Origin of the sequence: Paenibacillus sp. IITD108, assembly GCF_036541265.1 — a bacterium.
GTDB lineage: Bacteria > Bacillota > Bacilli > Paenibacillales > Paenibacillaceae > Pristimantibacillus.
In genome coordinates this window covers 1-25,534 of the sequence record NZ_JAZHCT010000058.1, presented here as the reverse complement: position 1 = coordinate 25,534, position 25,534 = coordinate 1, and the positions used below count along the sequence as shown (strand labels likewise).

Annotated in this window: 19 protein-coding genes; 16 read left to right on the top strand and 3 right to left on the bottom strand. The window is 43.5% G+C overall.

The features are described from left to right. Positions 1–415: 415 nt before the first annotated feature. The 4 genes from V1L65_RS27760 (at position 416) to queG (ending at position 3,311) form a co-directional block, all read left to right on the top strand. Entirely contained in the window at positions 416–838 is a 423-nt protein-coding gene (locus V1L65_RS27760; protein WP_331702586.1) for a GNAT family N-acetyltransferase, read from the top strand. 233 nt (positions 839–1,071) lie between these two features. Next, entirely contained in the window at positions 1,072–1,605 is a 534-nt protein-coding gene (lepB, locus tag V1L65_RS27755; protein WP_331702583.1) for a signal peptidase I, read from the top strand. Positions 1,606–1,697: 92 nt separating this feature from the next. Beyond that, positions 1,698–2,132 (top strand): ribonuclease HI, encoded by a 435-nt coding sequence (gene rnhA / locus V1L65_RS27750; protein ID WP_331702582.1) that lies wholly within the window; start codon positions 1,698–1,700, stop codon positions 2,130–2,132. A gap of 9 nt (positions 2,133–2,141) precedes the next feature. After that, positions 2,142–3,311 carry a tRNA epoxyqueuosine(34) reductase QueG gene (gene queG / locus V1L65_RS27745; RefSeq protein WP_331702587.1) on the top strand — a complete coding sequence of 390 codons (1,170 nt, stop codon included), beginning with the start codon at positions 2,142–2,144 and terminating at the stop codon, positions 3,309–3,311. A 333-nt stretch (positions 3,312–3,644) separates the two neighbouring features. On the opposite strand, the gene V1L65_RS27740 is transcribed toward queG, so the two are convergent. After that, entirely contained in the window at positions 3,645–4,313 is a 669-nt protein-coding gene (locus tag V1L65_RS27740) for a hypothetical protein (protein WP_331702581.1), read from the bottom strand. Positions 4,314–4,631: 318 nt separating this feature from the next. Here V1L65_RS27740 and V1L65_RS27735 point away from each other — a divergent pair, with 318 nt between their 5' ends. The 3 genes from V1L65_RS27735 to V1L65_RS27725 all read left to right on the top strand — a co-directional run bounded on the left by V1L65_RS27735 (position 4,632) and on the right by V1L65_RS27725 (position 8,109). Next, positions 4,632–5,384 carry an AraC family transcriptional regulator gene (locus V1L65_RS27735; RefSeq protein ID WP_331702580.1) on the top strand — a complete coding sequence of 251 codons (753 nt, stop codon included), beginning with the start codon at positions 4,632–4,634 and terminating at the stop codon, positions 5,382–5,384. A 460-nt stretch (positions 5,385–5,844) separates the two neighbouring features. After that, positions 5,845–7,221 (top strand): MFS transporter, encoded by a 1,377-nt coding sequence (locus V1L65_RS27730; RefSeq protein WP_331702579.1) that lies wholly within the window; start codon positions 5,845–5,847, stop codon positions 7,219–7,221. 45 nt (positions 7,222–7,266) lie between these two features. Continuing rightward, positions 7,267–8,109: a creatininase family protein gene (locus V1L65_RS27725; RefSeq protein ID WP_331702578.1), complete on the top strand. Its 843-nt coding sequence runs from the start codon at positions 7,267–7,269 to the stop codon at positions 8,107–8,109. Between the two features lie 80 nt (positions 8,110–8,189). Here V1L65_RS27725 and V1L65_RS27720 read toward each other — a convergent pair whose 3' ends face one another. Continuing rightward, positions 8,190–9,179 carry a hydroxyacid dehydrogenase gene (locus V1L65_RS27720; protein ID WP_331702577.1) on the bottom strand — a complete coding sequence of 330 codons (990 nt, stop codon included), beginning with the start codon at positions 9,177–9,179 and terminating at the stop codon, positions 8,190–8,192. 84 nt (positions 9,180–9,263) lie between these two features. Then, a complete protein-coding gene (locus tag V1L65_RS27715; protein WP_331702575.1) occupies positions 9,264–10,595 on the bottom strand; it encodes an enolase C-terminal domain-like protein in 1,332 nt (443 codons plus the stop codon). 675 nt (positions 10,596–11,270) lie between these two features. Here V1L65_RS27715 and V1L65_RS27710 point away from each other — a divergent pair. From V1L65_RS27710 to folE, 9 genes are all read left to right on the top strand, one after another. Continuing rightward, positions 11,271–13,019, top strand: coding sequence for a sensor histidine kinase (locus V1L65_RS27710; RefSeq protein WP_331702574.1), 1,749 nt, complete (start codon positions 11,271–11,273; stop codon positions 13,017–13,019). Beyond that, positions 13,019–14,593: a response regulator gene (locus V1L65_RS27705; RefSeq protein ID WP_331702573.1), complete on the top strand. Its 1,575-nt coding sequence runs from the start codon at positions 13,019–13,021 to the stop codon at positions 14,591–14,593. Before V1L65_RS27710 ends, V1L65_RS27705 begins: the two co-directional genes overlap by 1 nt. A 111-nt stretch (positions 14,594–14,704) precedes the next feature. Continuing rightward, on the top strand, positions 14,705–15,673 hold the full coding sequence (locus V1L65_RS27700) for an ABC transporter permease (protein WP_331702572.1): 969 nt from the start codon (positions 14,705–14,707) through the stop codon (positions 15,671–15,673). Between the two features lie 15 nt (positions 15,674–15,688). Beyond that, complete coding sequence (locus tag V1L65_RS27695) at positions 15,689–16,576, top strand: carbohydrate ABC transporter permease (RefSeq protein ID WP_331702571.1); 888 nt, start codon at positions 15,689–15,691, stop codon at positions 16,574–16,576. Between the two features lie 270 nt (positions 16,577–16,846). Beyond that, positions 16,847–18,496: an extracellular solute-binding protein gene (locus V1L65_RS27690; protein WP_331702570.1), complete on the top strand. Its 1,650-nt coding sequence runs from the start codon at positions 16,847–16,849 to the stop codon at positions 18,494–18,496. Positions 18,497–18,843: 347 nt separating this feature from the next. Continuing rightward, positions 18,844–22,206: a chitinase N-terminal domain-containing protein gene (locus tag V1L65_RS27685; RefSeq protein ID WP_331702569.1), complete on the top strand. Its 3,363-nt coding sequence runs from the start codon at positions 18,844–18,846 to the stop codon at positions 22,204–22,206. 265 nt (positions 22,207–22,471) lie between these two features. Next, positions 22,472–23,902: an extracellular solute-binding protein gene (locus V1L65_RS27680; RefSeq protein ID WP_331702568.1), complete on the top strand. Its 1,431-nt coding sequence runs from the start codon at positions 22,472–22,474 to the stop codon at positions 23,900–23,902. A gap of 479 nt (positions 23,903–24,381) precedes the next feature. Next, a complete protein-coding gene (locus V1L65_RS27675) occupies positions 24,382–24,600 on the top strand; it encodes a YneF family protein (protein WP_331702567.1) in 219 nt (72 codons plus the stop codon). A 30-nt stretch (positions 24,601–24,630) separates the two neighbouring features. After that, positions 24,631–25,221: a GTP cyclohydrolase I FolE gene (gene folE / locus V1L65_RS27670; RefSeq protein WP_331702566.1), complete on the top strand. Its 591-nt coding sequence runs from the start codon at positions 24,631–24,633 to the stop codon at positions 25,219–25,221. Positions 25,222–25,534: the final 313 nt, after the last annotated feature.

Below are 25,534 nucleotides of genomic sequence, written 5' to 3'. Positions count from 1 at the left end.
GGGTTGCCACTGACGTTATTCATACAAAAATGACAGCTTAAATTTTCTAACGGTTGCAATTGCACTTAATTACCCAAAAAGCACTGACTTTGCTTGAGAAATCATACAATAGCGCTCGTGACAACCGTTAAATGCTCAAATGAGCTAAAATAATCGAAATAGCAACTTTGGCAACCGTTAGGGCAAGTATGCCGATTTTCGCTTCTCGAAATTTGATGAGTTATAAGTTTGAGCCGTTTATCCATGATTCGCAGGTAAAGCAATGGACGGCAGGTTTACACTGTACATGTCAGAGCAAGCTGCGGCTTTGTCGAATTTTTTTGAGAAATTTGCAGGAAAGAGAGGATTTTATAAAATATTTGTCGTATAATAGATACTTGCAGCATAAATGACAGGTATAGAAGGTGTAAAAGTAATGAACGTTCGTTCTTTTCAATTGTCGGATTATCAATTGGTCAACGCATTGCTTGAAGAAGTACTGTCTGAGGAATGCTATGAGCAGACGATGGAAGCTTTTGCTCGCCAACTTTCTTGGGACAGCGATCTTGTCCTTGTAGCTACTGTGGGGTCTGAGGCAGCAGGCGTTATTATCGGTACGATCGATAATAATAAAGGATATTATTACCGGATAGCTGTTTCTCCTGTTTATCGGCGCAAAGGTGTCGGCAAAGCGTTAGTGTTAGCACTGAAGGAAAGATTTGAGACTCGAAAAGTTTCGCAAATTATGATTACTGCAGATGAACATAATGAACCTGTATTGCCTTTGTACGAGTCGTTAGGCTATGCAGATAATGATTTTTTTCGTTCCTTTCATAAGCTGAGCATTGTTGCAGGCTAATAAGTTTTAATTTCCGCCATTACTTAACATTACACACATGTTGTTTATTATCAAGATGAAGTCATATATAACTTTAGAATCATGAAAATTGGGAAATCTATGAAAGCATATCAGCGCTGCCGTTGCAATTGGCTGCGGGATATGCTTTTCTTATTATATTGAGGGAGCTTTACAAGAGCCGATTGCCCGCCTTGCGTAAAGCCATTTTGAGGACTGGAGGAGGGCATACAGATATGCAGCGTTCCAAACGCTCGGAGTTTATCAGCTGGATGAAAACCATTTCGCTTGCACTTGTTATAGTTATTATTTTGCATACGTTCGTGTTCCAGCTATCTATTGTGAAGGGCCATTCCATGGAACCTACATTAAAGGAAAAAGAGGTTCTTTTTATAAACAAGTGGAAGTATTTATTTGGCAGCCCGAAAGTGGGCGATGTTGTTATTCTGGAAAATCCGCTTGGTAACGACGGAAAAGAAAAGCTGCTTGTAAAGCGTATAGTCGGCGCTCCAGGTGATAAAATTGAAGTATATGATCGTCTCTTGTACCGGAATGGGCAGCAAGTGAACGAAAGCTACATCGATACAGAAATTGAAGGGGAGTCTTTTGGGCCTTACGAGGTGCAGGCAGATCAATACTTTGTAATGGGCGATAACCGCCGTGCGCAAGCCAGCTTGGACAGTCGTGATTTTGCCGCGGTCGACAGGAAGCTCATACTGGGCAAGGCAGATTTCATTATTTGGCCGCTTTCGGAGTTAAACAGCTTATAGCTGAAGAGCGTAAAAAATACAATACGAACGATATTAGTGCTCCTCATTAATGGGAGAAAAACGATCGAGGCTTATATTTGGAGGCGGTTGATATGAAAGAGGTTATGATTTATACTGATGGCGCGTGCTCAGGCAATCCTGGGCCTGGCGGCTGGGGAGCGGTTCTATTTTATGGTGAGCATAAAAAAGAAATTTCCGGCGGAGACAAGCATACTACTAATAATCGTATGGAAATTCAAGCGGTTATAGAAGGGCTGTCTTTACTCAAAGAGCCATGCAAAGCTACGATATACAGTGATTCCGCTTACGTCGTCAATTGTTTTCAAAAAGGCTGGATTCATGGCTGGATCAAAAATGGCTGGCGCAACAGTAAAAAGGATCCGGTAGAAAATCAGGAGCTGTGGAAGCAACTATGGCAGCTGATGCAGAAGCATCAGGTTGATTATGTAAAAGTAAAAGGGCATAGCGATAATGAATGGAATAACCGCTGCGATGAGCTTGCCCGCGCAGCTATAAAAAGGTTGTAAAGGTTGATTATGATGCAATGGGCTGAACTTAAGGAAGAAATGAAGGCGGCCGCCAAGTCGCTTGGCATAGATCAAATAGGCGTAGCTTCCGCAGCTCCATTCACCGTGCTGAAGGAAAGACTGCTGCGTCACCGAGAGTTGGGCAGAGAATCAGGTTTTGAGGAGCCCGATTTGGACAAGCGTACGGATCCATCGCTTTTATTTGACAAGCCTCAGTCAATTATTGCTATCGCTATCGCTTATCCTTCAAAGCTTCCCGATCCGCCGAAGTCGGAGCCGGGAGCACGAAGAGGCATTATGGCGAGATCGGCTTGGGGCGATGATTACCATACGGTGCTTCGCGATCGCTTGGCGAAGCTGGAGCAGTGGCTTCGTGAACGGGTGCCAGATGTGCGAGTTGAGAGTATGGTGGATACGGGGGCATTGTCTGACCGCGCAGTTGCGGAGCGGGCAGGAATCGGCTGGAGCGCAAAAAATTGCGCCATCATATCGCCAGAGCTCGGTTCATGGATTTACCTGGGCGAGATGATAACCAATTTGCCGCTGCCGCCTGATGTGCCGGTTACTGAAGGCTGCGGCACATGCACCAAATGCATAGATGCTTGCCCTACCGGTGCTTTGGTCGGTCCTGGTCAGCTTGATTCCAAGCGCTGTGTTTCGTTTGTTACACAGACGAAAGGAATGGTCCCGGATGAGCTGATGCGAAAAATCGGCAATCGTTTATATGGCTGTGATACTTGCCAAATCGTATGTCCGATTAACCGCCATAAAAACTGGACGCATCAGTCGGAGCTGCAGCCGGATGTAGAGCTTGCCAAGCCTCTGCTCGTGCCGCTGCTAACGATAGGCAACCGTGAATTCAAGGAGAAATACGGCAGCACCTCATCAGCTTGGAGAGGAAAAAAGCCGATTCAGCGCAATGCTGTTATTGGGCTGGGAAACTTCAAGGAGGCAAGCGCGGTTCAAGATTTAATTCGGGTGCTGGAGCAAGACAGCCGTCCTGTTTTGCGCGGTACTGCTGCTTGGTCGCTAGGCAGAATTGGCGGAGAGGAAGCTGAGCGGGCTTTGCAAAGGGCGCTTGGCAGAGAGGAAGACCCGGAAGCTCTGGAGGCGGTACAAGCAGCGCTGCGTAACTGGGAAACATCTGACGAAGAGCAGGAAAATACAAAAAGTCGTTGATTTGCTTTAAGCAAATTTCAACGACTTTTTTTAGCATGATTAGCTTTACTTGTTTTATTGAGCGAAAGGACGACTCCAGCCTGATTGGCGCTTAGGATGTAAGAGGCGTCATTCAAAAAGTATGTTACGTTTAACTGCGTTCAGGGGGGATGATGCGAAAGTGCAGCATTTTTCTCTGGAATTAACGGAAAATCGCAAAATTCTGCTAAAATACAGGATTTAATGGAGGTAATTGGATTATTTCCAGAATATATACTAATATCCTGTATATTTGCAGGAAGAAACCATTAAGATCGATTATCTCGAATAAAATGATGTATAATCGCAGAATTTTTACAAATATTGAATAGCATCCTGTCTAATATGATATCGGACGACGTATTTGCCCGATTTCCGTGCTTCAGCTTCGAATATTCCACTGGCACAAAGCGTTTGAAGGGTGCGAACAGCGGTCCGGTGATTAATGCCCAAGTGATTCTCAATATCTACAGGGCGAAAAGGGCGTCCAAGCGTGAAGGCAAGTCTAATAATTTCCCTCTCCATTACATTGTTCAAGCTGACCGGAGAAGCAGCAGACTGATAGCGGCTTAGCACCAATCGAAGTAGAGCTGTACAAAGCTCCGGGCGATAGGCAACGTCATCAAATGCAAATGAAATAACTTGGAATCCCATTCCCGTCAAAAAAGTTTCGCGGTTTAATTCGTTGCAATATTTCTGCCTGTCCATATCCCGCACATGCGGCCCAAAGCCTTTGATTTCGATAATTAGCTTTACAGCTGAAGTAATCCAAGCAAAGTCGCAGAAGAAGGAATGTCCTTTCCAATCCAACACTTCATATTCCGGATGTAAATTGACAAAGTTAGAATGAAGCGCCCACCACACATTTAGGCAAAACAGTTTTTCTGCCTCTCGATGCCCTCTTTCTAATCTGCCTTTCCGTTCTCCTGTTCTTTTTTGCGCATGATCCTGGATGAATGCAGCATGACATTGTTCAAAATTCATTTTTATCACCTTCCCTTGAAAATAAAAAAACGCACCAATTTATCCGCTAAGGATGAATTGGTACGTTCTTCGTCATTACTACAATTATATTAGGAATAGGATCTTTTATCTACACCAATGCAAATTTATAACTAGAATCCAAGTTTGCGAAGCTTCTGTGAGCATAAATAGCGTTACAACAGAATGATGGTTATCTCTGCGACTCGTCCTTTGATTTTTCTTGACTATGAGCTGCAAGATTGAGTAAATTAAACAAACGAGCAAACAATAAGTCACGCATGTAAAATTGATGGCGTCAGGATCAGGAAGGAGTCGGGCATGGACGAAGAACAACAAGTAAAGTCTCCGAATATGCATACGAATCGCAACGGACCTACGCCTGAATATATTGAAGCCGTTCACAAGCTAAGGGAAGCATTGCTTGAAGGCATTCAACTTGGTGATCCATCTACCATTCGACAATATGAGGCTGAAGCGTCTAAGAAATTCAGCGATCAGCAATTAAATATTTTGAATCGTGTCCCTAACGATAAAATTCGCTCCTTCAAAAATATTTTATTATCACATAACACTCTTTATAGCTACGCAGCTGAAAGAGGAGGTTTAAGCCCTTGGCAATGTCATTTTATATCGGAAAAATATGCAATTATGATAGAGTTTGCTAAAACGACGCCGGAGCTGGATGAAATTCATAAGAAGATGCTGGCTGAATATTCCGACCGTTCGATACGGAAATCTAAAAACAATAGCAATTCAGTTGTTGAGAAGGCAGAAGATTATATCGAGATGAACTTTTCGGAAAATATTTCTATGGAGGAGCTTGCAAGGAAGCTGCATGTTCATCCCTCCCACTTGATGCGTGCGTTCAAGAAGGAGAAGGGGATTACGATCAGTCATTACCGCAACCTGAGACGAATTAAGGAAGCTAAGCAGCTCATTGCCTTTTCCCATCTCTCGATGACGGAGATTGCTATTATTGTCGGTTTCGGCAACTCGCAGTATTTCTCTACATTTTTCAAAGAAGCTGAAGGGATAACACCAATTGAATATAAGAAACAAAGCAAGAAATGACAGGGGCATGAGCAATGATGTCTCTTTGTTTAGCGCTCATTTTTCACCAACATTCACTTTCTAGCGGACATAAATATCCGTTATCGGGAAAAAAGTTAGAGAATTCAACGGAATGTTCTTCTAACGGTCATAAATGTCCCCATATGCAACAAAAAGACTGTTTTTTTTGTTCTAACGGTCATAGATGACCGCACTGTAAATAGCGACGCATCGTAAGTTCTTTACAAACGATGATGGCAAGTAAGGTCACCGATAGGTGACATACTTCGTCCAATGAATGGAAAATGTTTATTTTGGGATCGTGAAGATGCAATTTTAATATAAAATGATGCAATTGTAATGCAAAAGTAATTTCGTCGATCAAGGTATACTACTTACTATGCAACAGAGTTTTTAATAAATGTAAACGTTTAAGCAACACGATGGACGAAAGTACTTTATTGCTGGGAGAGGATGCATCATGAGGAAATTTGGGGCAAGAGACCAGGTTGGATATGCGCTTGGAGATATAGGCGGGAGTTTTGTCAATCTATACATTGGCGGATTTTTCTTGATCTTCTGTACGTATGTATTAAATGTAAGCCCTTACTTCATGGGGACGATGTTTTTGGCGGGCAAAGTTTTTGATGCTTTATGTAATGTTGTAATGGGGACAATTCCTGACCGCTGGAGATTGGGCAAGTCTGGCGATAAGTTTCTGCCGTATATTAGTATTTCCAAATGGATTTTAGCAGCTTCGTGTCTGTTAGCGTTTACGGATGTGTCGAGCTGGAATTCTACAGCGGTTCATGTATGGGTAGTGTTTGTGTATTTATTTTTCTGTGTCGCCTACACAGCAGATTCGATCCCATATGGTTCACTGGCATCTGTCATTACGAATGATCCGGTTGAACGTACAAAGCTGTCTCGCGCCCGCGCAATTGGAGGGATGGTAGTCGGTCTTGGGTTTCTGTCGCTTGTCCCTATTTTTATCTATGATAAGTCGGGAGCTGTTATCCCAGAGGCTTTTTTCCAAATCGCAATTGTGTTCAGTGTGTTGTCCGTATTAGCCTATACAGGACTTGTGAAGCTATCGACGGAACGTATTCGTGAGGATAAACCAGGAGGGGCGAAGTCGGATTATAGCTTCAAGGATGCATTCAAAATCGGAATGAAAAACAGACCATTGATCGGTATGATGGTCGCGTCCATCGGTTCACTTCTAGTGATTAATGGAGTCAGTCAATTAGCTCCAATCGTGTTCGCAGAGCGTTATCATATGCCGGGCGCATTTGCTATTAACTCCTTTATCAATATTGGCATTACACTCGTGTTATTCGTGATCGTCCCGAAATTGGTTGCTAAGTTTAATAAAAGAAATTTGGTTATTGCGACTTCGATCTTCAGCCTGGCTGCTTCATTGTTGATGACGCTGGTCACTTTTGAGAACGTATACGTGTTCATGGTTTTATATAATTTGGCTATGATTGGCAATTCCGTGTTCGTTATGGTCGTATGGGCGCTTGTAACAGATTGTATCGATTATGCAGAGCTGCAGACAGGCAAGCATTATGAAGGAACGCTTTTCTCGTTCTACTCATTTGCACGTAAGGTCGGGATGGGACTAGGTGCTGCCATTGGAAGTTACGCTCTGGGCTGGGTTGGCTTTGAGTCCGGTGCGAAATCGCAATCAGCTGATGTGGCAAATGGTGTTTTAAAAATGTATACAGGCATGCCAATTCTAGCATTCGCTATCATATTGATAGGAATAAGATTGATTTATAATCTGAATGCGAAAAAAACAACAGAAATGTATGCCGCTTTAAAAGAGAGAAGAGAAGCTGCCGATCCATTGTGAGCAGCCAACAGCGGTAGGAAGAAAAGGATAGAGGGAGAGGAAACCATGCGTACAAGATTTCTTTCGAAATTAACGAATGGCGAAGTTGAAGCGTACTTGGATCGTAATGATATTATTTTTGTGCCTGTCGGGGTGACAGAAACTCACGGTGCTTTGCCGCTTGATTCCGAGACAGTATTGGCAGAAGCGATTGCCTTGAAGATGGCAGAGCAAACAGATGGTTTAGTGCTGCATAATTTGCCGTATTTCTTCGCAGGCGGTACGAATATTGCCCGGGGCACGGTGCGGATGAGTGTAAAGGACGGAATGGCTTATCTCGACAAAATTGCTAAATCATTGCTTTATCAAGGCTTCAGAAGACAGATTTATATTACATGTCACGGTCCAGCATACTTGACTGTGAGCGGCATGATTCGCGATTTCTTTGACGAAACAAAGGTGCCGGCGCTTTATATGGATTTGTTGAAGATTGCAGAGTCAGTATCATTCAATTTGCTGGATGTATTCCATGAAATAAGCATTGGGGCTTATCAAGTGTTGGACAGGCTGGAGGATGTTCCTTTAAATATGCCAGATTCGCCTTCTGTCACGTATGATTTTGAGCATATGATGGCGGGAATGGCTAAAAATCCTGGCAATTCGCTTGGCAAGTACGCTTATCAGTCCGGTGCAGTCGGCTCTTACTTCCATGAACCGTCAGATCACATGGTTACGCCGTTATTGAAGACGGAGGAGGAGCGATCTGCACATGCCGCAGTTGGCGTGAAGGCAATTGATCAATTGGTGCAAGCACTCGATATGGCTTCAATCGTGGAGACGCTGCGTCAAACGGATTTATACACGCAAAATACGATTCTACCGAAGTATGGTTCGAATTTGCAAAAGTAACTCATAAATGCAGTCCAACCTCTGTTATGAGGCGGACTGCACTTTAATTATTACTATCATTTGAACAATAGGAGTCCGGCTTAAGCCAATATACTTAATTGCTCGCTTGATACCTCTCCGCGCATCTTTTCTTTGTTAAGAAACCGTTCGATATCTTCAACGATAAAAACTCCCAATCGGTATACTCCGTTATTGACGGAGCCGGCAATATGCGGCAGTAAGATAGCATTGGGAAGCTTGCGGAAAGGATGGTCCGGCACAGGCGGCTCCGGGTTAGTAACGTCGAGGCAAGCAAACAGCCGACCGCTGCGGAGCTCCTCGGTCAAGGCTGCTTCATCGATAATCGTGCCCCTCGCTGTATTGATGAGAATACAATCATCCTTTAATTTTGCAAGCGTCTCCCGATTGAACAGATTATCGGTAGAAGGCAGGGAAGGGGCGTGGATAGAAATGACATCCGATGTAGTCAGCAGCTGATCGAAATCGACTTTATGCGCTCCTAACCTCTGTGCTTCTTCATGAGTCGCTATCGGATCGTAAAGTAAAACCCGGACGTCGAAATTTTGCAGCAGCTTGATGTAATGTCCGCCGGCTTTCCCAGCGCCAACTACTCCTATGGTAACATCGTACAGTTCCTTGACCCGTTCTCTATTGCCCCAAGCTCCGGTTTTCGTATGCTGTGAAAGTCGCCACATATCCTTCAAAGAAGCAATAGTTAACCCGAGAGCTGTTTCTGCAACACCTTTACCAAGCGCTTCCGAAGCATTGGAGACGCGAATTCCTTTCTCCCAGACAGCCGGTGTCACAATGCCTTTGACAGTTCCTGCCGCATGCAGTACAGCCTTCAGATCAGGGGCGTGTGCAAGTATATCTTCCGTAAGCGGCTGGCAGCCCCACGAGGTAATAGCAATGTCGGCGCTTGCAATTTGCCGCTTCATCTGTTCAAGCGTTGGCGGACCGTCCGTTTCGTTAAGCACTACCTCTCCAAGTGTGCGCAACCGATCAAGCTGTTCCGCGCTGAATCCTCTCTCTATCGCATCTTTACCTTGAAGAAAAACAATCTTTGTCATCGTATATTCCCCTTTAGCACAATGTTTTTGCTATAGTATTGCGAAATCTGCGCCGCTAACCAACTTCTTCTATTCGCATTGGCTTCAATATTCGTGTTTTCCACGTACTAACGATTCGTATGGCTCCGCAATGTCCAGCGCTCCTCCAGCGGTTCGGTAGAATTGATCATCTAAATGGTATAAACCGTTGGTAGCCTCGGTCCAAATGGAGCCTGCAAGAGGATGCCAGCTTTTCATGCGCTCCCATTCCCGATAGTTTTGATAACCGTTCGTCTCAATTACGCCTACCTTTAATTCGGGTAATAAAGGCAAATAGGCTGCGAGATTTTTATTCCAGTCCGCTAGAACCGGATTTGCAGTTAAATCGGCACAGAAGCATGGAATGTTTCTTTCTCTGGCCAGTTTGGCTATTTTGAGGCTCATGCTCATCGTTTTGGCTACAGGCTTAAGCGCCAGAGCTCCGTAGCCCTGTTCGATTCTATTCACAGCGTCGGCTTCGTTATGAATACTCTCATCGGCTGCCAGCCTGACGGGAATATGGTGCACATCCCAGCTTTGATCCTCTGAAAAAGGCTCTTCGAATAAAATGATATGAGGTAATGCGCCAATACGGTCAGCATGCTCAAGCAGCTTCATCAGACGGTCCGGACTGTCATATCGGCCATTAGCATCCAGGTAGTAAGCAATTTTCCCGTCCGCTGTATGAGCGGTCCTATATTGAGAAGCGATGCTATGAATTTGAGACAGCCGCTGGCAGTCCCAATTCAGCATTTTATCCAGATCGCCGTCCTGCTCCGGATCAGCGCCAACCTTGATTTTTAACAGAAAATAACCAGCGGAAAGTAAACGGTCAATCGCTTCTTCCGGCATTCCGTACGGAACAAGCGGTATGCTTGCCAATGCCGGCTGCGGCTCTCCAAGCGCGTCCTGATAGTATTTAGGAACAAGCTCCTTAAAGGAAGAACTACTGTTTCTGCTGAATAACGCCCACGCGGCTTGATCAACAGCTACGAGTGCATTAAGGGCGAAAGTGCTTCGTAAATCAGTTAACCGCAAAGTGTTAAGCCCGTACTGATAAACCATCGGCAACGTTTCTTCCAGCAGCTCGAAGGGGGTGGAGTATTGATTGCCTTCTATCTGCTTCAAAGCATAGCGGGTCATATCCGCCATCAGCTCGTTGCCGGCTGTTTCCCCGAACTGCTCGAATACAGAGGCATCTGACCACAATACACTTTGTACTCCGACGCCTATACCGGTTTGATTGTGCTCATTACTTAGCAGTGTGATCGATTGCCACAGTTCAGATAAGTAAGCGCCCTTAAAGCCGAAGGGCATAAGCAGCGGCTCCTTCATGACAGCGTGTTTGGCAAGGGTGATTTTGATCGTCATACCGTAATCGTCATCTCCTTTCTCCAATAAAAAAACTGGTGTACATCTATTGGTTTTTTTGGATTTAATAATAGTTCTGGTGTATATTTGATGTACATTTGTTGTGTTATATCTTACTCATTGATTCGCACTACTGTCAATATGCAATATTATTTATTTTTGATGCTTGAGATTTCTGAAAAGTGTTTTCGTATATACATCAAACTGGTGTACAAAGTAGAAATGGAAGCTTTCATCTCTGTCTTGTATGAACGCGCCTCTTTCGTCAAAGCGATGGACGGCGATGCCGTATATCCTTGAAATACTAGAGACAGGACTTGAATCTAACGAAGATTAAATGCTCTATTTGGCGAAAATCAGCTCGTTTAAAAATATAACGAAGATCAGTTGTGCTATGTGTGAACTTTCCACTCGTTTTGACACAGTTAGGAGCAAATAAGAGCGTATATCTTCGTTAGATTTCAAAAAGGCGCTTTTTAGACGAAATAGCGCTCTCACGATTCGTTAGATCATTTGAGTGAGTTCATCGGTAAACGCGCCAGTCCAAAGGACGGCGACAGCCGTTTCACCTTGAATCTATAATTTTTGTACATTTCTATAGGAAGTAGCCTATAAACCGGACAATAAATTTGAGTATAATAGGGAAAGATTTGCACGAAAAAAATGAAAACGCTTACCAAAAACAAAGGAGGAGGGGGAGTCTTGAGCAGAAGGTTTCTTTTTTTGCAAAGCATCAGCACTAAATTATTTTTGATTGCCTTTACCTCCGTTGTGATTGTTTTAATTATGATAGGCATCATTGCCTATTCAACCATCTATGTGGTAGTGAAGGAAAATCAGGAAAAGTCGTTACAGCAGTCTGTGGAGTATGTGGAAGACTATTTGAAGTGGTATATGGTGAATGTGCAGTCTCAGTTGGTTTATTTTTCGAATAGCAATATTTATGAATCGTTGGCCCGTGAGAACTTTATGTTATTGATGAGCAATTATATTGATTTGAATTCGGATGAAATGAATGCAGCGTATGTGATTGAAGATGGGAATGTCGTTATATCTTCACCGGCTCTTTATCGTCATTGGTTGACGGACGATTTTATTGCCGATGTGACTCGGCAAGCGGAACAGTGGGGATTCTGGTGGAGCGAGCCGTTTGATTCGGGGTTTGGCAGGGCGATTACGGTAGCAAAATCTTTTACGACAAATGATAAGGCAAAGAAAATTACAATTGCTCTGGAATTGAACGTAGATTCGTTCGTAAGCGGTGTAAATTCGTATTCACCGAACAAAAATATTTATGTTTTTTCGAGAAGCGGCGAGTTTTTGGCGTCCAATGCAAATGTTTATTATCACAGAGAAAAAATACATCAGGATGAAATGGTGCAGAAGCTTCGCTCCGTCCTGTTGGATCATGGAAATTCCTTTAACACGGTGCATACGTCAGAGGGAGCGCACAGGGTGCTGAAAAGCGACAATAACAGATGGGATTGGATTGTATTTGCGGTTGTTAACGAAAGGGACGCCTATCCGCTGCTGACAGCAGTGCAGAAACAATTTTTTGTTATTTTTTTAATCTGGATTGTATTATCGATATTTATGGCCAATCGGCTTGCGTGGTACATAAAGAAACCGATCAGTCAAATTATTAAGCAAATGAATAAAGGATCGCTAGGTCAGCTGGATACGCAAATTTCCAAAGTACGAAAAGATGAGTTTGGTCTTATCTCCATGCACTTTAATAAAATGATGCAAAACATTAAAGAATTATTCGAAAATTTGAAAGAAGCGGAAGAACGGAAACGGGTGGAGGAAATCCGCGTCTTGCATTCCCAAATAAAACCGCACTTTTTATATAACACGCTGAATGCTTTTTACTGGCTCAGTGAAACGGAGCGTGTACAAGAGATTGGGCCTTTAATACAGTCCTTGATGGGGCTGTTAAAATATTCGATCGACAAAGTAGGGGATGTTGTGCCGCTTGGCTCGGAAATAAAACAGTTAGAAAATTACGCGGAATTAATGCGTTTGCGATACGGTTCTATTTTTGAATTGGACGTTGTTATTCCAGACGAATTGTTGTATTTGGTGTCTGTTCCTAAGCTAACCTTGATTACCCTCGTTGAAAACAGTATTTTCTATGGCTTGTCCGATCAAAGGGATGTAAATCATATTATTGTTACTGCTGCACAGTCAGCGGCGAATCAAGTGGTCATCGAAGTCAGCGATACCGGTCCCGGAATGGAAGAGGAGAAGATTGAACAGTTATTCCAGAAGGGACTGAAACGGGATTCGCATTCAGGATTGAATAATTTGGGAGTTCGTAATATACAAGAGCGAATTGAGCTTTATTATGGGCTGGAATACGGCTTGAAAATCGAAAATAACGACGATGAAGGGCTAATGGTAAGTATTCAATTGCCGATGGCCGGGTCGATGAACAAGGGGGAAAAGTGATGAGCGAATGCAAAATTTTAATAGTGGACGATGAACAATTTGTAAGAGAGCATTTTGAAAGGCATATTCCATGGGCCGAATCGGGGTTCAGCTGGGTGGGAGCCGCTGTTCATGGCCAGCAAGCCTTGCAAATGATGGAGCGCGAATTACCGGATATTGTGTTGACGGATATTACGATGCCTGTTATGGACGGGATTAGTTTTGCCCAAAAAGTGAAGGAACGATGGCCGCAAGTCGAGATTATTTTCTTGACAGCTCATGATGAGTTTACCTATGCGCAGCAAGCGATTGGTCTGGGAGCGAAAAATTATTTGTTGAAGATGGGGCTTTCCAAAGAAAGAATTATAGGGGCGTGCCAGAAAGCGGCTGAAGGTATGCTGCGGACGAAAAATGAACGGTCAGAAGAAATTGATTTGTGGAATCGGAAGAAGATGCTTTTGGAGGCTTGGCTATACAATCAATCCGTTCCGGATTTGGAGAGCGAGCTGAAAACGGTCTTGTATTTGCATGGCCAGTATTATGTATATGCTTCGATTATTTGCAGCTTGCACGATCAAACCCAGATTCAAAGTGGAAGAAGCCTGGAGTCGCTGCAAAGAAAAATTGCCGGAAAAATACAGAGCTGGACAAGTGAAATCGTATCTGATGTGAAAATTGTTGCTTTTCCGCTCGGGGATTTCCATCTTGTTGTTCAGCTAAGTATAGCTCAAGGGTTCGGCATTCACGTTATGCAGCAGCTTGTTCATCAATTTCGACATGAGGTTGCGAAAGAAATAAGTCTGTTGTTTCAAGTAAATGGCATCGTAAATGTAAGCTCGATTGGCTCGAATGTGAACGAGCGTAATAGCAAGTTTTCAATAGCCTTGCTAAAGGCAGAGCAAAGCTTTTACGCTGCCGAACTAAATGATGTTGTTGAACCGAAAAACACTGTTGAACTGAGCAATTATGATCGAGTCCAGCAGTTGGAACAAGCCGCCAAGCTGACCAGAATGCTGGAGCAGAGAGAGTGGGCGGCTTTCCTGGCCGAAGTGAACCGCTTGATAACCCTTCAAACACCGCTCTGTTCTCCTCTATATCTGGTGAATGTGGCCAAGATGGCTCTGGATCACATCGCAGATATCCCGAACAGTGTATTTCGTCATTTTTCTTTAAAGTTGAAGCTTATTACAGAATGGGCGCAATATCGCGAGTGGTGGCAGCAATTAATAGCTGAATTATCGATCCCGCTGCAGTTGCTCCACGAAAAGCCAATGGTTCGCAAAGAAATTCAACGGCTGTGCGAGCGTATTGCCTCGAACGTCGACAAAGATTTGACAATTCGTATGTTGGCTGACGAAATGCAGATGAACTCAGCTTATTTGGGGCAATTGTTTAAACAGGAAACGGGCGAATATTTGTCAGACTATATCACCAGGGTTCGCATTGAGAAAGCAAAGGAGCTGCTGCAAAAATCGGATTTGAAGATCTACGAAGTGTCCCAAAAGGTAGGGATCGATAACTACCGGTATTTTTGCAAAATGTTCAAGGAACATGTCGGAACGACACCGACAGCATTCAAACGATCGGCTCTATAACTCTATAATATTTGCACATAATCCATAATCCGTTACCTATTTCCGTCATTTCTTACTCGCTATAATGAGCGTACATACTGAAAGCGCTTTAAAAAAGACTGAGGTGAGAATATGGCGGGGATGGGAGTAGATAAAGAAACGGCATATGCAGTTTTGCCAAAGCGAAAGGGGGACTCAAGCCGGATCATTAGAGCCTTGAAAGAGTACAAGTGGATGTACCTCATGTTAATTCCGGGATTGGCTTATTATTTATGCTTCAAATATTTACCGATGTTCGGATTGGTAGTGGCTTTTAAAGATTACAGCATTATGAAAGGTTTTTTCGGAAGTGATTGGGTTGGACTGAAGCATTTTCGTGAAATATTCCAGAGCAGTGATTTTTACATTTTACTAAGAAATACACTGGTCATTAGCGTATTCAAAATTGTTTTTGGCATGATTCCGGATATTATGCTAGCTCTTATCTTGAATGAAGTCGGATCGAGATGGTTCAAACGAACCATTCAGACGATTTCATATATGCCGCACTTTTTGTCATGGGTGATTATTTATGGATTAGCGCTTGCCTTCCTTTCGCCTGGCGATGGACTATTAAACGAATTGATTAAGTTTTTTGGAGGCCAGCCAGTTGATTTTCTGACTTCCAAGTCCTGGTTCAGACCGATTCTGTATTTGTCGCAAATTTGGAAGGAAGTCGGGTTTGGCGCGATTATTTACTTGGCAGCGCTTACTGCCATTGATTCCACCCTCTATGAAGCAGCCGTTGTCGATGGTGCGGGACGCTGGAGACAAATCTGGCATATTACGCTTCCGGGTATCCGCAATGTTATCATTCTGCTGCTCATTATTCGAGTAGGAAGTATATTGGATGCCGGCTTCGCCCAAGTCTATGTTTTCCTCAATGCCAGAGTATATGATGTCGGAGATATTATTGATACCTGGGTGTTCAGGCGGGGGCTCGAGGAAATGCAATTCAGCTTTGCCGCCGCGGTAGGATTCTTCAAATCAATAGTTGGTTTAATACTCGTCCTTGGAGCCAATTCTCTCGCGAAGCGCTTCGACGAATCAGGAATATGGTAAGGGGGAATCAGAAAAATGAATCTGCAAATAAAATCCCGTAGCGATCGTTTGCTTGATGCATGCTTTTATGTCGTGCTGACGCTGCTGGGTCTCCTTACTCTGTTGCCGATTTACTATGTGGTCGTCATGTCGATTACGCCGCTGAAGGAATTGGCGCGCAGCGGGAGTATGGTTTTATTTCCGAAAGAAGTGACGTTTGGCGCTTATCAGGCTATTTTCACAGGACAGAGATTTTCACAAGCGCTCAAAGTTACAGTCTTTGTTACTGTTGTCGGCACAATTCTGAACATTGTGTTTACGATGTTGCTGGCTTATCCATTATCACGCAAACAAATGCCGGGCCGTTCCACATTTTTGTTTCTGATTGTGTTTACAATGGTGTTCAACGGAGGACTGATTCCAACTTATTTGGTCGTAAAAGAATTCGGTTTGCTAAATTCAGTATGGAGCATGGTTATCCCAAGTTTAATCGTTACCTTTAATTTTCTTATTACAAAAACATTCTTCGAAAATATTTCAATCGAAATTCAAGAAGCGGCTAAAATCGATGGTTGTAATGACTTGCAAACGCTGGTGCTCATTGTTTTGCCGCTGTCGAAAGCCATTATCGCAACGATCGGCTTGTTTTATGCTGTCGCTCACTGGAATGAATTTTTTGCCGGCATTATGTTTATTACCGATCAAAAGCTGTATCCGTTGCAAGTCATACTGAGGGATATGCTGCTGCAGCCGAATTTAAGCCAGGAAATGATGAGCCAGGTGCAAGGGCTTGAGTCTCAGCTTCCGCCGGTTGCGATGCGGATGGCGATGGTTGTTGCCACAACATTGCCGATCTTATTCGTTTATCCATTTGTACAAAAATACTTTACGAGTGGTGTTATGCTTGGCGCTGTGAAAGGTTGACAGAGGTAGTTCAAAAAGTCCAATTTTGATAACGAAGTAGCTCAGGAAGCGTCTCGACATCGAATCTTTAAGATACCCACAAAAGTGAAGATAAGCTTCGATGTAAATTCCGATTACTTTCGCGGGGCCCGGTATTTGCCGAAATCTCCAGTGCTCACGTACCTTTAAGTACGCTCCGCGCCTCCGATTTCTAGTTTCATACAATCTTCTCGGTTCTGAAAACCGGACTTTTTGAACACGAATTATATAGCAGGAGAGGGGTTATTTTAGATGAAAATGAGAAAAGGTTTGCTTCTTATGTTATCTGTTTTATTAGTGTCCATGTTATTCGTAGCTGCATGCGGCAAGACAGAGGAGAAACCGCCGGCTGCTACACCGCCGCCATCTGAAGCTAGCGGGAATGATAAGGAAGGCAGCGATCAAGAAGCCACGAAAGGACCAGATCGTTCTGCCAAATACGATATTGAGTTTTTCGTGCCTTCAGCGAGCGGCGGCTCCATTCCAAGTGCAGATAAAGATTTTGTAAAGCAAACAATTGACGAGATGTTTAACGTTAACTGGAATGTTACGTATATGGCGGCTGGACCCGATTCGACGAATAAAATAAATGCCCGTTTTGCGTCCAATACTGCGCCTGATCTGATGGTTGTCAGCGGACGGGATTCGCAAACATATGCAAAAGACGGATTGATTGGCGACTTGCGTCCATTCCTGTCACCTGAGAAAATGCCTAACTATTTCAAATGGATTACCGAAAGTGATCTGAAGGGCTACTACACGATTGAAGGAGCAGCAGAGGGATTGCGCGCGCCGATTCCGTATAACCTTGATCCTTATGTTGCTTGGTACATTCGTAAAGACTGGCTAGACAATCTTGGGCTGGAAGTTCCTAAGAATTATGAAGAAGCACTGCATGCGATGCGTGCTTTCACATTCGAAGATCCGGATCGCAATGGCAAGGATGATACTTATGGGTTCAGTACATCCGGCAATGGAGCGAACGTTGGATTTGATTGGCTTGAGTGGGTGAAGAATGACTTTTACTCCAGCATGTTTGTAGATGAAGGTCAATTAATTGATGCCGGCTCTAATATAAGAACGGTGGATGCGCTTAGAGATATTAAGAGTGTAGTTGATGAGAAAATTGTAGATCCGAACTGGTTCTTGAACAAAGGCTCAGATCATCAAAGCCGCTTTATTGAAGGGCGGGTAGGGATAATTAAAGCTCAGGGACGGGACTTCGCTTTGGAAGGCAGCGATACCAGTGTGCTTAATCGTATGCGCGAAATTAACCCGAACGCTGATATTATTCCATTCAATCCGTTTCCCGACAAGAAAGGAATCATTTCTAAGCCGCAAGGCTCAAATGGCTTTGTTATTCCGGTTAAACTAATCGAGAAGGAGCCGGAGAAAGTGACCAGAATGATGGAAATATTGGAGTTTCTGGCTAGTCCGGAAGGTTTCTTGCTTACGCATTATGGCAAAGAAGGGGAATCCTATACGAGAGATGGCGACAAGGTTACGTTAAAACCTGATGTTATTAATGAAATAAACGAGAAAAATGGTCGTTTCCTGGAGATTTACTACTTCTTTACTAACGTTGCCAGCGCAGCTCCGATTGGTCTGGAAATTATTAACCCGAATGAAACAGATCGCGATCGTGAAATTGTTGACACCGTATTATCTTACAAGCATGTATCTTACGCAGGAGGCGCCTATGTCACACCGCCTGCAGGAATTAATATTGCCGATTACCGCAAAGAAATGAATGCAACACTTTCCAAACTGGTCTTTGGCGACCTGCCGATGGATGGTTGGGAAGGCTACTTGAATGAATTGCTGACGAAGCATAAAGGCAAAGATATTTTCGATAAGTATAGCGAACAAATTCGCGCTGTCGGCGGCTTTGAAACGAAGTAGAAGCAATCCAAGCGAATCGGCAATTTGAGTAAAACAGTAAAAAGGGGTGTCGATTAATTTTGGGCAACGATTGATTTACATATAAGAAAGGGGTACGAAGAGCAAGATTGGGGATGGAGAAGCGGCAGCGTCCGCCTTTGTAGGCCAATTTTATCCTTTTCAGGGGTTGTTTATTCAAGAAAATTGGACTACAACAGCGGTCGGAATCACAAACTTGATCGTAGTAACATTCCTTTCATTTGTTTGTTGCCCTACCACAATTAATTGACACCCTCTAATATCCGGTTAATCAAATAATACGAGGGCTGTCTAAACGACAGCCTATCTATTTCTGATGAGGTGAGAAAATGTTGCGTACTCAATCAAACAGATTTGGAAGCGTCATCATCTTGTTTATCGTATTAACTCTGTTGTTTCCGTCCATGTTTGTTGCACCAAAAACGGTCCGTGCGGATGTTCCTGTCATCGTTACAAACGATAGTTTTGAAGAGCCTGTGGATAGCAAAAATAATATTCCCGGTTGGAACAAAATTTTTAACACTCCTCTTAATGAATATATTATTACGGATGAACAGTATTACAAAGGTTCACAAAGCTTGAAGATCATTGATCGAAGTACAGAGCATACAGCAGGGGTGGAAACCAAACCTATTCCAATAGTCGCGGGAGAGAGCTATAACGCATCTGTTATGGCGTATACGCTAGAAGGCAAAGTGCAAATATATTTGAGATTTTACGATAGCCAAAATGTAAGGCTGAATCAGGCCAGTGCGTCAAGCACAGCTGCACATCAAAATAACTTCGCGCCACTTGCCGTTTCCGCTACAGCTCCCGAAAATACGGCCTATGCAACTATTCTGCTTTATTCAACATTACCTGGTATCGCAACAGCATATTTCGATAAGGTCGCTCTCATGCAGGAGGAACCGGACAAAGGACAGTTTACTAATTTGGGGACACAAATTACTAGAGCAGTTACAGCAAGCTCTACTATTGGTTATGATCCAAGTGGCAAACCTCTATTATTTGTTGGCGTTAATGGGACTCCAGCCCAACTGGCAGTAGTAGATCTGAAGACTTACTCGGTTGAAAAGATGATCGAACTTCCGGATACAAAGATCTCATGGGCGATGACGACGGGACCTGACGGTAATATTTATATAGGTTCTTCTAACACCGGACGAATTTATCGGTATACTCCCGGTTCAGACAAGGTTGATAATTTGGGGGCGGCAATCTCGGGTGAAACCCATATCTGGTCTTTGGAAAATGGAGCGGACGGTAAGTTGTATGGAGGCACCTACCCGGGCGGAAAAGTATTTGCCTATGACATTCATGCAAATCAATTTTCAGACCTTGGTCGAATGACTGATAACGAATATTATGTAAGAAGATTGGATGTCGATTCTGACAAGCAGCTTCTTTATGCGGCAGTCGGGACAAAACCGCATATCATTAAGTACGATATGCAAACAGGGCAAAAGAATAATATTTTACCGGAGGAATATGCGGAAGGCGCTTTCCCTTATTGGCTCGGCTTGCGCCAAGGAAAACTGTTCGTTCGACTGGGTGATAACAATACGATGATTGTGATTGATACCGAGACTGACAACGTCGATGATGTTCTTGGCGATCGTATACACGAAAAAGTTAGTCCCGTGTCCCCATATGACGATAAGATATATTATTTCACGGAAGACGGGGATTTTAATTATTATGATTTAGTTAGCAAGGAGAAGGGGACGATTTCTAATATCGGACTAAGTGCTTATCCTCGAAGTATGCACTTTATGGAATTGGATGACCCAGAGTATCCAGGTTTTACGCTTGTGGCGTTATTAAGCACTACTTTATTGAAATATAATTTGCAAACAGGCGAAACCGAAATTACGCCGCTGGAAATTCCAGGCCAGCCAAATGAAATTCGCAGTATTACCCAAGGTCCTGACGGCAAAATATATAGCGGCGGTTACCTGGGCGGCGCAGGGGTGTACGACCCGATTACAGGGAATATCGACATGTTTAGCGCAATTAGTCAATCGGAAGCGATTACAAGTTTAGGGAACAAACTGTATTATGGTGTTTATCCAGGGGCTAGAATCGTGGAATACGATGTGTCGACGAAGTGGAATTTCAACACATTATTCGATATCCCTGGTCAAGATAGGCCATTCGGCATGTTGGGTGTCGAGCAGGAAAATAAATTGTTTATAGGTACTGTAGCTAATTACGGTAAACATCAAGGCGCGTTTGCAATCTATGATCCTGAGACCCAGAATACTCAAGTCATTGGGGATATAGTTGGAAATCAAAGTGTAGTTTCGTTAGCTTACAAGGATGGCAAGGTGTATGGCGGAACCAGCGTTTGGGGCGGTCTAGGAATAGAGCCTTTGGAAACGGAAGGTAAGCTATTTGTTTGGGATGTGGGCAGCGGAGTGAAGGAAATGGAAATTGTGCCTGTTGCAGGCAAGAAGGCTGTTACGGGACTTATAGAAGGGCCGGACGGAAATATATGGGGGGTCAGCGAAGGCTATCTGTTTATTTTTGATCCTCAAAAGAATGAAGTCATATATAGCGGTGAGCTGTTTCCTGTCAATTATATAAGTACGGTTTGGGGAGACGCTTACTTGCAAGTAGCCACTGATGGCAATGTATATGGGGTAAGCAGGGATAAGTTTTTTAAAGTTGATGCTGAAACGAAACAGGTAACTTTATTTAAAACGCCTTCGAGACCTAATTTCTTGGCCCAAGACGATTTCGGCAATTTTTATTTTCAAGATGATAAAGTTAATTTGTGGAAATATACTGACGAATCACTATTGGTAAACTTGGACAAAGTAGAGATTGCTTTGGAGAAAATGACAATGTATGAGCAGGAACATGCAGTGTTGGATATACAGGCCTTCTTGGAGAAAGGCAGAAAACTAAGTATGTCCGGCAGTTTGCAAATTGATTATTATTCCAGTAACCCTGAGGTTGTATCTGTTGAGGGGGGAATAGTTACGTCTCTGCAGAGCGGTGAGGCTGAAATTTATGTTAGTTTGACTGTCAATGGAGTGACGAAGCAGTCAAATAGATTGCAAGTAAACGTAGTAGAGGAAAAGCCGGAAATTCCAAGCGGACCAAGCGCTGGGGTGCCGGGCAAGCCGGTATTGTCTCATAACAATGGTCATGACAATGGTTTGCGCGATGGTGCTTACACGATTACGATGAATATGTGGTGGGGGAATAATGGCACTATCTACCGACTGTATGAGAATGATGTGCTGATTGATACGAAATCGTTGAACGATCTGGCGCCGGCGGCACAAACAACGGGAACTGCGATTAGCGGTCGGGAGAATGGCGTCTACACATATCGCGCTGAGTTGGTCAACAGCTATGGTACAACGACAAGCAGTCTGCTTACAGTTACAGTGACTGACGCAGCTCCGGACAAACCGGTTCTCTCCCATGACAACTGGGACGGTGACGGCGATTATACCGTAACTATGAATATGTGGTGGGGAACGAACGGCACTGCGTATCGTCTGTACGAGAACGGCGTATTGATTGACGAGCAGCCGCTTGTTGCGGCAACACCAGGCGCTCAGACAGCGCAGACAAAGATTAGCGGCAAGGCAATTGGAACGTATGAATATCGCATTGAGCTTGTCAATGATGCGGGCGTCACTTCCAGCGAAATAAAGAGTGTAAAGGTTGTCCGATAAGTAGAATATATAATGATGGGGTGCTCCGGAAAGTCAGCGAAAGCTGATCACTGGATCGCCCCATTTGTGTACTCTTTTTAAACCCTTGTTATACTTCTCTACACCAGACAACCGTCGTATTAAGTCAATATGATCGATTAAACGGAGACAAGCCAATGATTCAGTCAACTATTGTCGGGGGTAAGCGTAAAATAACTAATAAATACTTTGAATATTTGGTAGAATAGTGTTTGTCTAGAACAAAGAGAAAGGGAGCCATTTGCTTATGGACAAACCTGATAAACCAAGTCGAAAGTCTTTTAACGCGAGGCTGCATGGCATGATAGATCGTTTGCGCTCTGATATTTATGATGGCCGTTTGGCTCCGGGGCAATATCTGCCATCTGAGAAGATGCTGTCCGAGCAATATCAATTAAGCAATAAATCGGTTCGCAAAGGGCTTGATATGCTTGTAGAGGAGCAGCTTATTGCCAAAATAGATCGCGTCGGCAGCCGAGTGCTCGATTATATACCTGGCAGCCAATCTACCATTACGCTTGGCGTAACGTCTTCCATCGAACGGGATATTAGCTTAACAGCTCTCCTGGAAGATTTTCATTCCTTGTATCCGGACAAACGGGTAAGGACCGTGCTCGTAAAGACGGTATCGGATTATGCGGATAATTTGAAGGAGCATTTGGATCAATTTCAAATAGATGTATTTACATTAAATAATACGGATTTTCAAAGTATTGCGGATTTCGGTCAGCTTCATTTGCTAGAAGCTCTGCAGGCAGATAGAAATTTATACCCCTTTACGGAAGATGCCTTTTATGATGGCGGAACACTATATGCTAGGCCGTTAGTATTCTCTCCCATTATACTTGCATATAATAGAAAACATTTTCAAGAAGCTAATGTGCCCGAGCCGGATAGCAGCTGGACATGGGATGATTGTTTGCGTTATGCAGCAGAGCTGACCGCTGGCGGAGATAAATTCGGGTTATATTTTTATTTGTTATCTGATAACCGGTGGCCTATCTTTATTGTGCAAAGCGGAATGAAGTTTGAGCCGGACGAGGAAGGTTCTCTACAGTTGGCGGATACTCGCTTGATGGAATGCATTCGCCTGTGCAAGCGGATTGTAACGGATTCGAAAGTGTATCCAAGCTATGTATCTGAGAGCAGTCAAGATGTGACGGAATTATTTATGCAAGACAAGATTTCAATGATTATGACGACGTACATGTCTATGAATGATTTTAAAAATATAGACTTTGATATATCGCCTTTGCCTTACAGGTATGAACCGCGCACGCTTTTAACTGTAATCGGCATTGCCATTAATAAACATTCAAAAAATAAGGAAATGGCTAAATTGCTGGTGGATTATCTAGCTTCTGATCGGGCTCAAAAAATAATTCGCGAGAGGACAGTCAGCTTGACTGCCAGAAGGTCGGTGACGGAATTACAGCTTGAACCGCAACAAGGAATTAATCGCCCGTCTCGATTCGCTCTCTACCGTGAAATAATGTCATCTTATCGACTGCATCGTGAAATGAATTTATCGAACGAATCATTCGTCGGACTTCGGCAGTTGTTTAAAAAATATTGGTGGGGGCTCATTGATGACGAAGCGTTGTGCGTCGAAGTGAATGAGATGTTTCTTCGTTTGCATGCGAAACAAATCACTGAGACTGCTTCTAAGGAGGAGTAGAGAGCGATGCAGGAACTAGTAGGCTATTGTATATCATGCAACAAGCAAGTTTTTTGTCAGGATGGGTTTATTAACGGGGTTGTATTGGAGGATAAGACCCTGCTGTGCTTTGATTGTTCGGAGAAAGAGGATCAGAGCAGGAGCAGGAGAGGCAACGAGAAGGGAAAGGGGAACGGCAACGCGGGTGAGTGAGCTCGAATAAAAGGAAATGCCCCGAGGAGCACAATTGTGGCGAAAAAACATACAAAGTGGTTAGGCGCTGAAAGTGGAAAATTAAGTTTGTATCATTTTTTAATAGCGCTGAAATCGCAACAGTTTTGATCCATTCAGCAAAATAAAAAAGGAGTCTCGTGGGATTTTAGCGTTGCAGAGACTTCTTTTATATATTTTCTCCGTTTCTCAATTGCGGTCTAGGGTTGAACATGCTATTATACAGTGATGTTGGGTTTTTATATTTAAAAAGGAATAGGTGAATTTGAATGTGGTATGATTACGTGATTCCCATTGTAACATTGCTGATTGGATTGGCAGGCGGCTTCTTTATTGGCGTGTTCTATTTGCGCAAGCAGCTTGAGAAAATGCAGAACGATCCTGAAATGATGCAGAAGATGGCGAAACAAATGGGATACAATTTAAATAAGCAGCAAATGGCTCGTGCACAAAATATGATGAAAAATCAAAAGTTTCCTCGTAGATAAAGAGGCGGAATGCCGGAAGGAGTGTTTTGAATGGCGGGCAAGAAAGACTACGTCAATTCGAATGTTTCAGACAACCGGGAACAGATAGAACACCATGTGAAAGAAATATTGCGGTTAATGGGTGAGAATGTAGAGCGTGAAGGGTTAATAGAAACTCCGGCTCGCGTTACACGGATGTATGAAGAGGTGTTTGCAGGCTATAGCGTAGACCCTCGTGAAGTGCTTGGCGTAACCTTCGATGAGCAGCATGAAGAGCTGGTTATTGTTAAAGATATCGTGTTTTACAGTCATTGCGAGCATCATATGGCTCCGTTTTTCGGCAAAGCCCATATCGGCTATATCCCAAGCGGCAAAATTGTAGGGCTGAGCAAGCTGGCTCGTTTGGTCGATGCCGTTACAAGACGCTTGCAGGTGCAAGAGCGTGTAACTGCGCAAATTGCTGATATTTTGGATGAGGAGCTTTCCCCGCATGGTGTGATGGTCGTCGTAGAAGGCGAGCATATGTGCATGTGCGCACGCGGCATTAAAAAGCCGGGCAGCTTGACGGTTACATCAGGCGTTCGCGGCCAGTTCCGTACAGATCCGGCACTTCGTGCAGAATTTATGTCTTTGATTAAATAAGCAAAAGCTATCTGCTTTAAACAAAAGTACCCTATCGAGAGACTTTTTTAAAGTGTCTACTCGATAGGGTACAGTTTATATTGGCAGGTAGCTTTTTTTAAATACTAGAAAGTATAAGTTACATCTTATACATGTTTCTATATTTCATCGGTAAACGCGCCTGTCCCAAAGGATGGCGGAGCCGTTTATCCTTGCCCTACATAGTTTACAATTTTTGGGGTGTTGTTGCTCCTGCCTTCGATTATTAGTTTCCTGGTCTAGACATCGGATTATGCAAATGGTCAATGAAAACCGTTAACGGTTGTCAGAAGCG

Excerpts from the sequence above, each read along its gene's own strand:
- V1L65_RS27740 (WP_331702581.1), bottom strand. The coding sequence starts at position 4,313 with ATGAATTTTGAACAATGTCATGCTGCATTCATCCAGGATCATGCGCAA.
- V1L65_RS27705 (WP_331702573.1), top strand. The coding sequence starts at position 13,019 with ATGAGCGAATGCAAAATTTTAATAGTGGACGATGAACAATTTGTAAGA.
- rnhA (WP_331702582.1), top strand. The coding sequence starts at position 1,698 with ATGAAAGAGGTTATGATTTATACTGATGGCGCGTGCTCAGGCAATCCT.
- V1L65_RS27690 (WP_331702570.1), top strand. The coding sequence starts at position 16,847 with ATGAAAATGAGAAAAGGTTTGCTTCTTATGTTATCTGTTTTATTAGTG.
- V1L65_RS27675 (WP_331702567.1), top strand. The coding sequence starts at position 24,382 with ATGTGGTATGATTACGTGATTCCCATTGTAACATTGCTGATTGGATTG.
- V1L65_RS27700 (WP_331702572.1), top strand. The coding sequence starts at position 14,705 with ATGGCGGGGATGGGAGTAGATAAAGAAACGGCATATGCAGTTTTGCCA.
- V1L65_RS27725 (WP_331702578.1), top strand. The coding sequence starts at position 7,267 with ATGCGTACAAGATTTCTTTCGAAATTAACGAATGGCGAAGTTGAAGCG.
- V1L65_RS27680 (WP_331702568.1), top strand. The coding sequence starts at position 22,472 with ATGGACAAACCTGATAAACCAAGTCGAAAGTCTTTTAACGCGAGGCTG.
- lepB (WP_331702583.1), top strand. The coding sequence starts at position 1,072 with ATGCAGCGTTCCAAACGCTCGGAGTTTATCAGCTGGATGAAAACCATT.
- V1L65_RS27730 (WP_331702579.1), top strand. The coding sequence starts at position 5,845 with ATGAGGAAATTTGGGGCAAGAGACCAGGTTGGATATGCGCTTGGAGAT.
- V1L65_RS27720 (WP_331702577.1), bottom strand. The coding sequence starts at position 9,179 with ATGACAAAGATTGTTTTTCTTCAAGGTAAAGATGCGATAGAGAGAGGA.
- V1L65_RS27695 (WP_331702571.1), top strand. The coding sequence starts at position 15,689 with ATGAATCTGCAAATAAAATCCCGTAGCGATCGTTTGCTTGATGCATGC.
- V1L65_RS27760 (WP_331702586.1), top strand. The coding sequence starts at position 416 with ATGAACGTTCGTTCTTTTCAATTGTCGGATTATCAATTGGTCAACGCA.
- V1L65_RS27685 (WP_331702569.1), top strand. The coding sequence starts at position 18,844 with ATGTTGCGTACTCAATCAAACAGATTTGGAAGCGTCATCATCTTGTTT.
- folE (WP_331702566.1), top strand. The coding sequence starts at position 24,631 with ATGGCGGGCAAGAAAGACTACGTCAATTCGAATGTTTCAGACAACCGG.
- queG (WP_331702587.1), top strand. The coding sequence starts at position 2,142 with ATGATGCAATGGGCTGAACTTAAGGAAGAAATGAAGGCGGCCGCCAAG.
- V1L65_RS27735 (WP_331702580.1), top strand. The coding sequence starts at position 4,632 with ATGGACGAAGAACAACAAGTAAAGTCTCCGAATATGCATACGAATCGC.